Below are 14,613 nucleotides of genomic sequence, written 5' to 3' on the forward strand. Positions count from 1 at the left end.
CAAACCTGTGCATCTGAAGAAACGCGATCGCCCCTTTGGCGTCGGCTTGCCGGCGATGGGGCCCGTCAGTCTTGCATCGCCTGATCGGCCGCCATCGCCAGCAAGCTGGCGCCTATACGTTTCGTGCTAGGAGCGCCAGAACGGTTTCAAACCCTCCTCCCGCGCCTGCTCCGGGCTCAATCCTATATCGCGCAGTTCCTCGGATGTGAGTCCAAGCAAGGCCTTGCGGGTACGCAGGCGATGCCAGGCCAGACCCATGGAACCGAAGGCCGGGGGGCAGCGGCGGGCGGAGAACGCCTTGACTACCCGCTCGTGCTCGATCACCAGTTCCTGACTGTGCAACACCAGACGCACATCGCTCATGCCGTTCATTACCTCTACTCCTTTGTTACCCGGTTGCCATGAGTACACAGGATGGGTGAACGGCCAAAACCATTACAGATTCAATCAATTTTTATTAACTCAATACAGATCTCGCCAAAGCGTGACTGAATCCTGTATTTTCACCTTATCTGTACCGGCCACTGCTTTCCACCTCACCCGAGAACTGCGCCATGACTCTCTACATCAACCTCGCCGAATTGCTTGGAACCCGCATAGAACAAGGCTTCTATCGCCCCGGCGATCGCCTGCCTTCTGTACGGGCGCTGAGTGTGGAGCACGGTGTCAGTCTGAGTACGGTGCAGCAGGCCTACCGGGTCCTGGAAGACAGCGGGCTGGCCCAACCGAAACCCAAGTCCGGCTATTTCGTGCCCGTAGGCCGCGAACTGCCAGCCTTGCCAGTGGTGGGGCGTCCGGCGCAGCGTCCCGTGGATATTTCACAGTGGGAGCAGGTGCTCGAACTGATCCGCTCTGTCCCCCGCGAGGACACCGTACAGTTGGGTCGCGGCATGCCGGACATCGACAGCCCGACCCTGAAACCGCTGCTGCGCAGCCTGGCGCAAATCAGCCGCCGCCAGGACATGCGCGGCCTGTCCTACGACAATATCCACGGCAACCTCGGGCTGCGCGAGCAGGTGGCGCGACTGCTGCTCGACTCGGGCTGCCAGCTCGGTCCCAACGACCTGGTGATCACCACCGGCTGCCACGAGGCCCTGTCCACCAGCATCCGCTCCATCTGCGAGCCGGGGGATATCGTCGCGGTGGACTCCCCGAGCTTCCACGGCGCCATGCAGACCCTCAAGGGGCTGGGCATGAAGGCCCTGGAAATCCCCACCGACCCACTCACCGGCATCAGCCTCGACGCCCTCGAACTGGCCCTGGAACAGTGGCCGATCAAGGCCATACAGTTGACCCCCAACTGCAACAATCCGCTGGGCTACATCATGCCGGAGTCACGCAAGCGGGCCCTGCTGACCCTGGCCCAGCGCTTTGACGTGGCGATTATCGAGGACGATGTGTATGGCGAACTGGCCTACACCTACCCCCGTCCGCGCACCATCAAGTCCTTCGATGAAGACGGCCGCGTGCTGCTCTGCAGTTCTTTCTCCAAGACCCTCGCCCCGGGCCTGCGCATCGGCTGGGTGGCACCTGGTCGTTACCTCGAGCGAGTGCTGCACATGAAGTACATCAGCACCGGCTCCACCGCCCCGCAGCCTCAGCTGGCCATCGCCGACTTCCTGAAAAACGGCCACTTCGAGCCGCACCTGCGCCGCATGCGCAGCCAATACCAGCGCAATCGCGACCTGATGATCGACTGGATCAGTCGCTACTTTCCCGCTGGCACCCGGGCCAGCCGCCCCCAGGGCAGCTTCATGCTCTGGGTCGAACTGCCCGAGGGCTTCGATGCCTTGCGCCTGAACCGCGCACTGCAGGACCAGGGCGTGCAGATCGCGGTGGGTAGTATCTTTTCGGCCTCAGGCAAATACCGTAACTGCCTGCGCATGAACTACGCTGCCAAGCCGACAGCGCTGATCGAAGAGGCCGTGCGCAAAGTCGGCGCGGCCGCGATCAAATTACTGGCACAAAACGAGAGCAGTATCGATTGACCCTGACCCGCCAGACAGCGTCCATATGCCGACACCTGCCATGACCTGGGGCGATGCCCATTGAAAGCCTGTTTGCTGCTCATTGCCGTGCTGTTGAGCGGATGCGCCTCCCTGGCGGTCCCACGGTTTCCCAGCCAGGCCCTGCCAGCGAGTGACTCGGCCTTTGGCCGTTCGATCCAGGCCCAGGCCGCGCCCTGGCAGGGACGCTCGGGCTTTCGCCTGCTGGCCAATGGCAGCGAGGCGTTCAGGGCCCGGGCCGAACTGATCCGCAATGCTCAGGTCAGCCTGGATCTGCAGTACTACATCGTCCACGACGGTCTGAGCACCCGCATGCTGGTGGATGAGTTGCTCAAGGCCGCCGATCGCGGCGTACGGGTGCGCATCCTGCTGGACGATACCGCCAGCGACGGGCTCGACGCGGTCATCGGCACGCTGGTCGCGCATCCGAATATCCAGATTCGCCTGTTCAACCCGCTGAACCTCGGCCGCGGCACCCGTGCCACCCGCACCCTGGGCCGCTTGTTCAACCTGTCGCAGCAACACCGACGGATGCACAACAAGCTGTGGCTGGCCGACAACAGCGCGGCCATCGTCGGCGGGCGCAACCTGGGGGACGAATATTTCGGCGCCGAGCCGGACCTGAACTTCACCGATATCGACCTGCTCGGTTTCGGGCCCGTGGCCGAACAGCTCGGACACAGCTTCGACCAGTACTGGAACAGTACCCTGAGCGCGCCCATCGGCGACTTCCTCTCCAGCTCGCCGTCCGCGGTGGAACTGGCCAAGGCCCGGCGGCGACTCGAGGACTCGCTGGGCAGCTATCGCCAGCACAATACCGTCCTGTACCTGAGACTCCGGGCCTACAAGAGCGAACCGCACATGGACCTCTGGCGCCACGAACTGATCTGGGCCTGGAACCAGGCGCTGTGGGACGCGCCCAGCAAGGTCCTGGCCAGGAACGAGCCAGATCCACGACTGTTGCTGACGACCCAGTTGGCACCGGAACTGCGGAACGTTCATACCGAACTGATGATGATTTGCGCCTACTTCGTGCCCGGTCAGCCAGGGCTGGTCTACCTGACCGGGCAGGCCGACGCCGGGGTCTCGGTCAGCCTGCTGACCAACTCACTGGAGGCCACCGACGTACCGGCCGTGCACGGCGGTTATGCCCCCTACCGCAAGGCCTTGCTGGCACACGGCGTGAAACTCTTCGAACTGCGGCGCCAGCCCGGAGAGCGTGGCGGCAGCGGACCGCATCTGTTTCATAGCGCGTCCTACAAGGGTTCGGACTCCAGCCTGCACAGCAAGGCGATGATTTTCGACCGACAGAAGTCCTTTATCGGCTCCTTCAACTTTGACCCGCGTTCGGTGCTGTGGAACACCGAAGTCGGCGTCCTGGTGGACAGCCCGGAGCTGGCGGAACAGGTTCGGGCCCTGGCCTTGCGCGGGATGGCCCCGGCCCTGAGCTACCAGCCGTATCTGGAGCAGGGGCAGATTGTCTGGCTCACCGAAGATAACGGCCAGCTCCACAAGCTGCGGCACGAGCCGGGCAACTGGTGGCGTCGGTTCAACGCCTGGTTTGCCAACCATATCGGGCTGGAGCGCATGCTCTGAAGGCTCATAGCGTCCGCGTCGCCACTACCTGATACACACGGTCATGGGTAGGAGCAAGCTTGCTCGCGATCAGCCGGCAGGCTGATGTTTCATCGGTGCCCGGGAGCCCGTCATCGCGAGCAAGCTTGCTCCTACAGGGGCGTAGCCGGCTGTGTCGTGCCGAAGGCCCCTTGGCGCAACACCAACACCAGCAAGCCCAAGGCCCCTGCGGCCATGAACAACGGCAAGGCATGCCCGCTGACCCACTGGCTGCCCGCTCCCGCCACCAACGGCCCGATCAGACAGCCGATGCCCCACAGCTGCGCCACATGGGCGTTGGCCCGCACCAGCGCGTCGTCGCGATAACGCTCGCCGATCAGGATCAACGACAAGGTAAACAACCCGCCCGCACTGGCCCCGAACAACACCCATAACGGCCAGATCAGCAAGGTATCGATCAACCACGGCACCGCCAGGCTCGACAGCATCAGCGCCAGGGCACAACCGCTGAATAGCGCGCGCCGGGACACGCGGTCGGCCAAGGCGCCAATCGGCAACTGCAGCAGGGCATCGCCCACCACCACGGTGCTGACCATGGCCAGGGCAATATCCGCCGTGAAGCCCTGACGCAGGCAGTAAACCGGCAGCAACGTCAGAATCATCGCCTCGAAGGCGGCAAACAGCGAAATGGCCCAGGCAATGGCCGGCAACCCCCGGCAGAAGCCCAGCAAGTCCATCAGGGTCACGCGACTGGACTCCGAGGTGGGCGCCCCGCTGCGCCCCAGCAACAAGAACGGCGCAGCCACCAGCAAGCCCACGCCGACCCAGAAACCGTAATCACCCTCGGTGCCCACGGCAGCCAGCAGCAACGGACCGGACAGTTGGCTCAGCGCATAGGTGCTGCCATACAGGGCCACCAGACGCCCGCGCCATTGCTCGACCACCAGTTGATTGATCCAGCTTTCGCCGAGAATGAAGACAATGGTCAGGATCACCCCGATCATCAGCCGCAGCACCAGCCACACCGGGTAGCTGGGCAACAGCGCCAGCAGACCGATGGACAAGGCCCCGGCCCACAGGCAAAGAGCCATAAGCCGGGCGCTGCCGAAGCGTGCCGCCAGATGACTGGAGACGCTGGCCCCCAGCAACACACCGATAGCCGGCATCGCCGCCATCACACCAATGGCGAAGGCACCATAACCCCAACTTTCCAGCCGCAGAGACACCAATGGCATGCTCACGCCGAGTGCCAGGCCGACGCTGAGTACCGAAGCCAGGACGGCGAAATAAGTCGCCCAACGCATGTTCCACTCTCCTGTGGACAGTTTTTGTTCAAGACGACACAGCCGGACTTCCTTGCGGAGAGTCCGGCTGTGTTTTTTGGGCTGCCCGATCACGGACACAAAATCCTTGATCGAACGCCGACCTGTAGAAGCTGGCTTGCCAGCGATGAGGCCCTCAGGCCTTGCATTGCCCTTACAGACGCCATCGCCGGCAAGCCGGCTCCCACAAGTTTCGCTGCGGTCTCAAGATCTGGGGCCTCACAGCTTGATCCAGGTCGCCTTCAACTCGGTGTACTTGTCGAACGCATGCAGCGACTTGTCACGGCCGTTACCCGACTGCTTGAAGCCACCGAACGGCGCGGTCATGTCGCCGCCATCGTACTGGTTCACCCACACGCTGCCGGCCCGCAGGGCCTTGGCGGTCAGGTGCGCCTTGGAGATATTCGCGGTCCAGACCGCCGCCGCCAGGCCATACGGCGTGTCGTTGGCAATGTTGATCGCCTCTTCCACGCTGTCGAAGGTGATGACCGACAGCACCGGGCCGAAGATTTCTTCCTGGGCGATCTTCATCGCGTTGCTCACGCCGTCAAAGATGGTCGGTTCGACGTAGGTCCCACCGGTTTCCTGCAGCGTCCGCTTGCCACCGGCCACCAGCTTGGCGCCATCGGCATGACCAGACTCGATGTACGACAGCACGGTGTTCATCTGCTGGGTATCCACCAGGGCACCGACATTGGTGTCCGGATCCAGCGGGTTGCCCGGTTTCCAGGCCTTCAGCGCTTCGATCACCAGCGGCAGGAAGCGCTCCTTGATCGAACGTTCCACCAGCAGGCGCGAACCGGCGGTGCAGACTTCGCCCTGGTTGAAGGCGATGGCGCTGGCCGCGGATTCGGCGGCGGCCTGCAGGTCAGGTGCGTCGGCAAAGACGATATTCGGGCTCTTGCCACCGGCTTCGAGCCAGACGCGCTTCATGTTCGACTCACCGGAGTAGATCATCAGTTGCTTGGCGATCTTGGTCGAGCCGGTGAACACCAGGGTGTCGACATCCATGTGCAGGGCCAGGGCCTTGCCGACGGTGTGACCGTAACCGGGCAGCACGTTCAGCACGCCCGCCGGAATACCGGCTTCAACCGCCAGGGCAGCGATGCGGATAGCCGTCAGCGGGGATTTTTCCGATGGTTTGAGGATCACCGAGTTACCCGTGGACAGCGCCGGCCCGAGCTTCCAGCAGGCCATCATCAGGGGGAAGTTCCACGGCACGATGGCCGCGACCACGCCCACTGGCTCACGGGTCACCAGGCCCAACTGATCATGCGGAGTGGCGGCCACTTCGTCATAGATCTTGTCGATGGCCTCACCGCTCCAACTCAGGGCCTGGGCCGCGCCGGGCACGTCGATATGCAGCGAATCGCTGATCGGCTTGCCCATGTCGAGGGTTTCCAGCAGGGCCAGTTCCTCGGCGTTGACCTTCAGCAATGCGGCGAAACGAATCATCGCCGACTTGCGCTTGGCCGGGGCCAGGCGCGACCAGACACCGGAATTGAAGGTCGCCCGGGCACTTTCGACGGCGCGCTGGGCATCTGCCGCATCGCAGCTGGCGACGCGGGTCAGCAGGCGGCCATCGACCGGGCTGATGCACTCGAATGTCTCATTCGAGACCGCGGCGGTGTATTCACCATGGATGTAGGCGCGGCCTTCAATCTTCAGCTCACGGGCACGTTGTTCCCAGTCAGCACGAGTCAGGGTGGTCATTCGAGTGTCCTCCTCTTATTGAAATACGGGCGCCGTGCGCTCTTGCACCAGCACCGTTCGGAATTCTGCCCAACGAGCCCCGATTTGGGCCCATGGCACCCACCACCCTAAACCAGCGGCACCTGAAGTTTCAATATATTTGACACAAGGTCGCCAAACGGCGTTGCCATGTTCGTTTTAATAAACATAGACTCGGTGCTTCCGTCCCAAGGCCCGTCACCGCAGAGGAAGAGCACCATGAATATCCAGGATATCGTCGATTTCAGCGAAGCCACCCCCGCGCCGGAACGCTTTCGCCCGGCAGCGGAGAAAGTGTTCAAGGGCGATCCCGAGCAGACTATCTACAACCACTATGGCAGCCCCTGCGGGCAGATGAATGCCGGCGTCTGGGAAGGCGCGGTGGGCCAGTGGACGGTGAACTACAGCGAGCATGAATACTGCGAAATCGTCCAGGGCGTCTCGGTACTGCGCGACGCCGAGGGCAACGCCAAGACCTTGCGCGTCGGCGATCGTTTTGTGATTCCGGCGGGCTTCAAGGGCACCTGGGAAGTGCTGGAACACTGCCGCAAGATCTATGTGGTGTTCGAGCAGAAGACCTGATCAGACCTGGACGCACCAGGAGCGCTCGCTGTCGACAGCCCTCGCCGGGGAGGGAATATCCACATCGATGCCGTCACGCCTGACGCGAAGACGGCCGTGGGCACTGCCCTGGAAATCAGCCTCGGTCAAAGCCAGCAGCCAATAGAGATCCTCCCGACCGCAGCTGCTCTTGACCTGCGTCGCCACCGTCGCCGCACGGAAGCCGATGTGCCCACCCTTGAGCGTAAACAGCGCATCAACCCCGGTTTCGACGGTCTCCGGCATCCCGGCAAGACGGAAGGAGTGGACGCTACCGAAACTGCCTTTCATTGCCGTACCCGGCACCAGCAGATGTCGGCTTGCCGGATCGTGGAAGCGCTGGAGGAACGGTTCGAGCACCTTGGCCGCCTGACCGTTCACCCCAGCCAGGGACTCCCGGAGACGCCGGCCCAACGGCTCATCAGGCGAATCACCGAGTGGCAAGACCGGCCCCAGCAGCAGCCCCAGGGGGGTTTCCCCCTGCGCGACACGGGGCAACCAGTCCAACCGCTGACGATCGAGCAGGTATCCGGCCAGAAGGCCCAGTGTGTAGCTCTCATGATCGACCGCCAGGTAGTCGGCACGCCCCAGTGGGATCAACTGCCTCAACAACCGCGCCTCCCACTCTGGACTGCGGGGCTCAAGCCCCATTGCCAGCAACTGCGCGATCGACTCCACATAACGCGCGCTCCCTTCGGAGCGATCGGTATCGCGGATACGCTCAACCTCATCGGCGAACTCGTTCAGCCAGCGGCGATACCAGTAACTGGCGCGGCCCAACGCATCGGGCTCACCACGAGTCGCGGCCAGCAAATGGCGAATGACCCGGTTGCGGTACAAACGCGGCTCGACGACCGCCGGGTACAAGGTGCTGCGCTCCGACAGCGGGCCGTGCACCCAATCGTCTTCAGCGTAGAAATGAAAGGCTTCGTGGGTCGCCAGGTCGAACAGCTCCGGCACCGCTTCCGGGTGCTTGAGCCGCTGAAGTTCGGCATCAGGCAGGTCTCGCCCCAGGCCGATAAAGACCGCCGGACGGCCCTGCCACTCGATCTTTTCAAAGCGCCGGTAGTCGAAGGGCAGCCCCAGGGCCTCAACAGCGGGCATGTCGAGTTCATGCCCACCCCGGGCATTCATCAGCCATGCCCGCTGTCCGTCGCTGACCAGCAACTGGACATCGGCAAACACCCGGGTCGTCTGGAACATTTTCGCCAGCAGCGGCCAGGCCACGAGCGTCGCCTCGGTCATGCGTCGCACATAGGCCTCGGTACTGGCCCGGTCCGCGGCCTGAACCGCGATACTGCCCGCCGCCAATACCACCAACAGCAGGACTCCACACATTCTCGCCATCATCATTGAGCGCTCTCCACATCCGCATCCTTTCGGTGTTCACCCCAGTCTAGGAAAGGTGCAACGGGAAAAATGTAGGAATCAGGCACACAACAGGCGGGAGCTGGCCGAAAAAAGGCGAAAAAAAACCCCGAACAAGTCGGGGCTTTTCTCGAAAAACAAAATCAATTACTTGATTTTGCCTTCCTTGTAGATCACGTGCTTACGAACAACCGGATCATATTTCTTGATCTCGATTTTGTCCGGAGTAGTGCGCTTGTTCTTGTCAGTCGTGTAGAAATGACCAGTACCGGCGCTCGAGATCAAACGAATCAATTCACGCATGATTTAGCTCCCTTATACCTTGCCATCGCGACGAAGTTCGGCCAGCACGACATCAATGCCGCGCTTGTCGATGATACGCATGCCCTTGGCGGATACGCGCAGACGCACAAAACGCTTCTCGGACTCGACCCAGAAGCGGTGATGCTGCAGGTTCGGCAGGAAACGACGACGGGTTTTGTTGTTTGCGTGGGAAATGTTATTCCCAGTCACCGGACCCTTACCGGTAACTTGACAGACTCTAGACATGCCTCAGCCCTCTAAAACCACATGCCCAACCCGGCATGGGTTGGCCGCTTAATCTCTCAGTCATTTGGCGCCAGGCGCCGCGTTTCTTTAAGGGTCTTACCGGCTACACCTACAAGCGAAGGAACCGGGCCCCTAGAAAAGAGCGCTGCTTTATACCAGAAAGACTCAGGCGCAACAACATCAAGTGCGATTAAAACCTCGGTGGTGCAGCGCAAATGACTGGCCAGGACGCCAGCAACGCGGGCTGGCGCCCTGAAAGGCCGCTCGTCGCACAATACCGCTCGCCGGCCCAAAAGGCCCGCAACCGTGCGGTGAAAATACCGGGGGAAGCAGGCAAACTGAAAAACTCGATAAAAACGGGATAGTCAATTACCGTCCATACCTCTAGGGTAGGACTTTTCCAGACTGCACTCGCAGATGGGACAACGACCTGCAAAGGATACTGAATATGCGTCTCGCTGCCCTACCGCTATTGCTCGTCCCCTTCCTCGGGTTGTCGGCCCAGGCCGCCAGCTCCCTGAGCGTCTGCACCGAAGCCAGCCCCGAGGGGTTCGACGTGGTGCAGTATAACTCGCTGACCACTACCAACGCCTCGGCCGACGTGCTGATGAACCGCCTGGTGGACTTCGACACCACCAGCGGCAAGCTGGTGCCCAGCCTCGCGGACAGTTGGAGCGTGTCCGACGACGGCCTGATCTACGAGTTCAAACTGCATCCAGGGGTGAAATTCCACCACACCGACTATTTCAAACCGACCCGCGACCTGACCGCCGCCGATGTGCGCTTCAGTTTCGAACGCATGCTCGACCCGGCCAACCCGTGGCACCAGATCGCCCAGAGCGGCTTCCCCCACGCCCAGTCGCTGCAACTGCCGAGCCTGATCAAACGGATCGAGGCCAGCGATCCGCTGACCGTGCGTTTCACCCTCGATCATCCCGACTCGACCTTCCTCGCCGCACTGAGCATGGGCTTCGCCTCGATCTATTCGGAGGAATACGCCGACAAGCTGATGACCGCGGGCACCCCGGAAAAACTTAACAGCCAGCCCATCGGCACCGGCCCGTTCGTGTTCGGCCGTTTCCAGAAAGACGCCTCGATCCGCTATAGCGCCAACCCGGACTACTTTGCCGGCAAGCCGGCGGTCGACAGCCTGGTCTTCGCCATCACCCCGGATGCCAACGTCCGCCTGCAGAAGCTGCGGCGCAATGAATGCCAGATCGCGCTCTCGCCCAAGCCCCTGGATGTCGTGGCCGCCAGCAAGGAACCGACACTCAAGGTGGAAAGAACCGCGGCCTTCATGACCGCGTTCGTCGCCATCAACAGCCAGCATCCGCCGCTGGACAAGCCGGAAGTACGCCAAGCCATCAACCTTGCCGTCGACAAGACCAGCTACCTCAAGGCCGTGTTCGAACAAACCGCCGAGGCCGCCAACGGCCCCTATCCGCCCAACACCTGGAGTTACGCCAAGGACTTGCCCGGCTACGCTCACGACCCGGAAAAAGCCAAGGCCCTGCTGGCCAAGGCCGGACTCAAGGACGGCTTCCAGACCACCATCTGGACGCGCCCGTCGGGCAGCCTGCTCAACCCCAACCCGAGTCTCGGCGCCCAGTTGCTACAAGCCGACCTCGCCGAAGTCGGCATCCAGGCGCAGATCCGTGTGATCGAATGGGGCGAACTGATCCGGCGGGCCAAGGCCGGCGAACATGACCTGCTGTTCATGGGCTGGGCCGGTGACAACGGTGACCCGGACAACTTCCTGACCCCGCAATTCTCCTGCGCGGCGGTGAAATCGGGCACCAACTTCGCCCGCTACTGCGACGCGGGCCTGGACAAACTGATCGGCGCCGGCAAGACCACCAGCGAGCAAGGGGTGCGCAGCAAGCTGTACGAGCAGGCCCAGACGCAGATCCAGCAACAGGCGTTGTGGGTACCGCTGGCGCACCCGACGGCCTTCGCCTTGCTGCGCAAGAGCGTCCAGGGCTATGAAGTGAGCCCGTTTGGGCGGCAGGATTTCTCCAAGGTCAGCATCAAACCCTGACCGAGACAACATTATGGCAGCGGGCACGGCCCCTACAAAAGATCGCGGTGTTAGCTCGATCCCGTTACATCCAGCCGCGCTCCATCATCGACAACGGCTCGCCCTCGCCGACGATAAAGTGATCGAGCACCCGCACATCGACGAATTCCAGTGCCGTTTTCAGCCGCTTGGTCAGCACATGATCGGCCTGGCTGGGCTCGGCAACCCCCGAAGGGTGGTTGTGACAGAGGATCAACGCCGCCGCGTTGTGTGCCAGCGCCCGCTTGACCACCTGCCGCGGATAGACGCTGGTGTTGTCGATGGAGCCATGAAACAGCGACTCGAACGCCAGCACCCGGTGTTTGCTGTCGAGAAACAGGCAGGCGAACACCTCATGGGGCTCATGGCGCAACATCGCCTTGAGGTAATCGCGCACCGCCCGTGGGCTTTCCAGCACCGAGTCACGGCGCAGGCGCTCGGCCAGATGCCGACGGGCCATCTCCAGCACCGCCTGCAATTGCGCAAACTTGGCCGGCCCCAGGCCCAACTGGCGAGCAAACGTCTGCTGGTCGGACTCCAGTAACTTGCGCAGGCTGCCGAACCGACTCAACAAGTGCCGGGCCAGGTCCACCGCGCTCTTGCCGGAAACCCCGGTACGCAGAAAGATCGCCAGCAACTCGGCGTCCGACAGGCTCGCCGCGCCCTGCTCCAGCAACTTCTCCCGCGGCCGCTCCGCCGCCGGCCAATCACGAATACTCATTACACCTCCCTGTCCTTGTGGCGCCGCTGTTCCCTGGCGGTCGCTGTGTTATCTTAGCCCATCATTTTTACCCCTGATCTGGCCTGGGGAGGCGTCGTCGGGGGGTAGCCATCACCGGACTAAAAGGCAGGTCTATGCAGCGGCTGTATCGGAAACGCATCGTTCTCGGCGTCGGCGGCGGCATTGCTGCCTACAAGAGCGCCGACCTGGTTCGCCGACTCCTCGACCAGGGCGCCGAAGTGCGCGTGGTCATGACCCGTGGCGGCAGCGAGTTCATCACCCCCCTGACCATGCAGGCGCTGTCCGGGCATCCGGTGCACCTGGACCTGCTCGACCCGGCCGCTGAAGCCGCCATGGGCCATATCGAGCTGGCGAAATGGGCCGACCTGGTGTTGATCGCCCCAGCCACCGCCGACCTGATCGCGCGCCTGGCCCAGGGCATCGCCAATGACCTGCTGACCACCCTGGTGCTCGCCACCGACGCCACCGTGGCCATCGCCCCGGCGATGAACCAGGCCATGTGGCGCGACCCGGCCACCCAGGCCAACACCCAATTGCTGCAAAGCCGTGGCCTCAAAGTCTTCGGCCCGGCCTCCGGCAGCCAGGCCTGCGGCGACGTCGGCCTGGGGCGCATGCTCGAAGCCACGGACCTGGCGCAGTGCGCCGCCGATTGCTTCCAGCACCTGGCCATGACCGGTAAACACGTGCTGATCACCGCCGGCCCGACCCAGGAAAACATCGACCCGGTACGCTACATCACCAACCACAGCTCCGGAAAAATGGGTTTCGCCCTGGCCGAAGCCGCGGTCGAAGCCGGTGCCCGGGTGACCCTGATCACCGGCCCGGTGCACCTGCCGACCCCGGACCGGGTGACCCGCATCGACGTGGTCAGCGCCCGCGACATGCTCGCCGCCTGCGAAGCCGCCATGCCCTGCGACCTGTTTATCGCCTCGGCCGCAGTCGCGGACTACCGCCCGGAAGTCGTTGCCCCGCAAAAACTCAAGAAAGACCCTACGAACGGCGACGGCCTGCTGCTGCAGATGGTGCGTAACCCGGACATCCTGGCCACTATCGCCAGCCGCCCCGATCGCCCGTTCAGCGTCGGTTTCGCCGCCGAAACCGAACACCTGCTCGACTATGCCGCACGCAAGCTCAAGGACAAGAACCTCGACCTGATCGTCGCCAATGACGTGGCCAACCCGAGCATTGGCTTCAACAGCGAGGAAAACGCCTGCAGCGTGATCGACCGCGAGCTCCACGCGACACTCTTCGCCCAGACCAGCAAGGGCAAAATTGCCCGCCAGCTGGTGTCCTTTATCGCCGAACGACTGAACCAGGTTTAATTTTCATGCACGCTTTGCAAGCCAAGATCCTCGACCCACGCATCGGCGGCGAATTCCCGCTGCCGCAGTACGCCACCCCCGGCTCCGCCGGCCTCGACCTGCGTGCCATGCTCCAGCAGGACACCGTACTGGAGCCGGGCCAGACCTTGCTGATCCCCACCGGCCTGTCGGTGTACATCGGCGATCCGGGCCTCGCCGCCCTGATCCTGCCGCGCTCCGGCCTGGGCCACAAACACGGCATCGTGCTGGGCAACCTGGTGGGCCTGATCGATTCCGACTACCAGGGCGAACTGATGGTGTCTTGCTGGAACCGTGGCCAGACCGCCTTCAACATTGTTGTCGGTGAGCGTATTGCCCAACTGGTGCTGGTGCCTGTGGTCCAGGCGCACTTCGAACTGGTCGAAACCTTCGACGAAAGCCAGCGCGGTGCCGGTGGCTTCGGGCATTCAGGCAGCCATTGACCTAAGCTGATCCAGGCCCGGTGCGAACGGTGCGCGTTGAATTTCAGGATGATCCTCGCGGAGGCAGTATTTGAAAGGCTTCAAGCGCAGTGCACAGACCGCCGGCGGGCATGAGAGCAACGGCCATCCGCCTCCAAGCAACGTCACCAAGCCGCTGTTACCGGGCTTGCAGCTTGCCCTGGGCGGGCTGGCCCTGGCCGTTGTGCTGCTGTGGTTTGGCGTGGTCGCGCCGTGGAACCAGACGCTGCGCGGCAGCCTGACGCAGTATCCCGGCGCCGTGGTGGCCGCGGGCCTGAGCCAGGCGACCAGCGACCTGATCGCGCAGACCGAGGCGGCGGCCCTTGATCCTTCGCTGCTCAAGGCCTTGCAAAGCCAGAACGCCGACCAGATCAGGGCCGCGGAAGCCGGCCTGCGCTTCGCCAACGGCCTGGTGGACACCCAACTCTACCTGCCCGGCCAGGCCCAACCGACCCATGACCGCGACGCACCGCTGAATTTTTCCGCCCTGGACCTGATCACCCGCGCCGAGCGAGGTGCCCACCCGGCACCGGAAGCCTACAAGATCGGCCAACGCTGGCTGGTCTATAGCGTGGCCTCGCTCAAGGCCCCGGCCAACAGCCAAAGCGGCGGCACCCTGCTGCAGGTCTTCGACCTGCAACGACTGCTCCAGCCCTTCAGCACCTGGCACCCGGAAACCGGCGAGCTGCGCCTGACGCAAAGCGTCCTCGGCAGCCCGGAACAAGTGTTGGACCTGCGCGGAACGGCGGTAGCGGACGACAGCGTGGCCTTTAGCACCGGCAACCCCAACTGGGTACTGAGATTTAGCCCCGGCCCCTTGCTCAAGCAGTCCTACCCCCTGAGCGCCTACGCATTGACGGCCC

The 14,613-nt window shown here is 63.0% G+C and carries 13 protein-coding genes; 6 read left to right on the forward strand and 7 right to left on the reverse strand.

All coding sequences use genetic code 11. From position 1 onward, the window contains the following. Nucleotides 1-126: 126 nt before the first annotated feature. Nucleotides 127-372, reverse strand: coding sequence for a DUF1127 domain-containing protein (locus tag AC07T0_RS04925; protein WP_495000115.1), 246 nt, complete (start codon nt 370-372; stop codon nt 127-129). A 182-nt stretch (nt 373-554) separates the two neighbouring features. Between AC07T0_RS04925 and AC07T0_RS04930 the strand changes: the two genes are divergently transcribed. Both AC07T0_RS04930 and AC07T0_RS04935 read left to right on the forward strand, forming a co-directional pair. Continuing rightward, on the forward strand, nt 555-1,988 hold the full coding sequence (locus AC07T0_RS04930; RefSeq protein ID WP_495000116.1) for an aminotransferase-like domain-containing protein: 1,434 nt from the start codon (nt 555-557) through the stop codon (nt 1,986-1,988). 60 nt (nt 1,989-2,048) lie between these two features. Next, entirely contained in the window at nt 2,049-3,602 is a 1,554-nt protein-coding gene (locus AC07T0_RS04935) for a phospholipase D-like domain-containing protein (RefSeq protein WP_495000117.1), read from the forward strand. Between the two features lie 131 nt (nt 3,603-3,733). Here the strand turns inward: AC07T0_RS04935 and AC07T0_RS04940 are convergent, their stop codons facing one another. Together AC07T0_RS04940 and AC07T0_RS04945 are read right to left on the reverse strand one after the other, a co-directional pair. Next, a complete protein-coding gene (locus tag AC07T0_RS04940) occupies nt 3,734-4,885 on the reverse strand; it encodes an MFS transporter (protein WP_495000118.1) in 1,152 nt (383 codons plus the stop codon). 237 nt (nt 4,886-5,122) lie between these two features. Continuing rightward, entirely contained in the window at nt 5,123-6,616 is a 1,494-nt protein-coding gene (locus AC07T0_RS04945) for an aldehyde dehydrogenase (RefSeq protein ID WP_495000119.1), read from the reverse strand. 237 nt (nt 6,617-6,853) lie between these two features. On the opposite strand from AC07T0_RS04945, the gene AC07T0_RS04950 reads away from it, so the two are divergent. Next, nucleotides 6,854-7,216 carry a cupin domain-containing protein gene (locus AC07T0_RS04950; RefSeq protein WP_495000120.1) on the forward strand — a complete coding sequence of 121 codons (363 nt, stop codon included), beginning with the start codon at nt 6,854-6,856 and terminating at the stop codon, nt 7,214-7,216. On the opposite strand, the gene AC07T0_RS04955 is transcribed toward AC07T0_RS04950, so the two are convergent. The 3 genes from AC07T0_RS04955 to rpmB all read right to left on the reverse strand — a co-directional run bounded on the left by AC07T0_RS04955 (nt 7,217) and on the right by rpmB (nt 9,151). Then, nucleotides 7,217-8,587, reverse strand: coding sequence for a hypothetical protein (locus tag AC07T0_RS04955; RefSeq protein ID WP_495000121.1), 1,371 nt, complete (start codon nt 8,585-8,587; stop codon nt 7,217-7,219). Between the two features lie 162 nt (nt 8,588-8,749). Then, nucleotides 8,750-8,905 (reverse strand): 50S ribosomal protein L33, encoded by a 156-nt coding sequence (rpmG, locus tag AC07T0_RS04960; RefSeq protein ID WP_003177274.1) that lies wholly within the window; start codon nt 8,903-8,905, stop codon nt 8,750-8,752. Between the two features lie 12 nt (nt 8,906-8,917). Continuing rightward, the gene (rpmB, locus tag AC07T0_RS04965; RefSeq protein ID WP_007921114.1) at nt 8,918-9,151 is read right to left on the reverse strand and encodes a 50S ribosomal protein L28; all 234 of its coding nucleotides are present in this window, start codon (nt 9,149-9,151) and stop codon (nt 8,918-8,920) included. Nucleotides 9,152-9,599: 448 nt separating this feature from the next. Between rpmB and AC07T0_RS04970 the strand changes: the two genes are divergently transcribed. Continuing rightward, complete coding sequence (locus AC07T0_RS04970) at nt 9,600-11,189, forward strand: ABC transporter substrate-binding protein (protein ID WP_495000122.1); 1,590 nt, start codon at nt 9,600-9,602, stop codon at nt 11,187-11,189. Nucleotides 11,190-11,253: 64 nt separating this feature from the next. On the opposite strand, the gene radC is transcribed toward AC07T0_RS04970, so the two are convergent. Continuing rightward, the gene (radC, locus tag AC07T0_RS04975; protein WP_495000123.1) at nt 11,254-11,928 is read right to left on the reverse strand and encodes a RadC family protein; all 675 of its coding nucleotides are present in this window, start codon (nt 11,926-11,928) and stop codon (nt 11,254-11,256) included. 134 nt (nt 11,929-12,062) lie between these two features. Between radC and coaBC the strand changes: the two genes are divergently transcribed. Beyond that, nucleotides 12,063-13,271: a bifunctional phosphopantothenoylcysteine decarboxylase/phosphopantothenate--cysteine ligase CoaBC gene (gene coaBC / locus AC07T0_RS04980; protein ID WP_495000124.1), complete on the forward strand. Its 1,209-nt coding sequence runs from the start codon at nt 12,063-12,065 to the stop codon at nt 13,269-13,271. Between the two features lie 5 nt (nt 13,272-13,276). Then, on the forward strand, nt 13,277-13,732 hold the full coding sequence (gene dut, locus AC07T0_RS04985) for a dUTP diphosphatase (protein ID WP_100942178.1): 456 nt from the start codon (nt 13,277-13,279) through the stop codon (nt 13,730-13,732). Nucleotides 13,733-14,613 lie beyond the last annotated feature (881 nt).

The organism is Pseudomonas sp. GW821-FHT04D07, assembly GCF_059420225.1.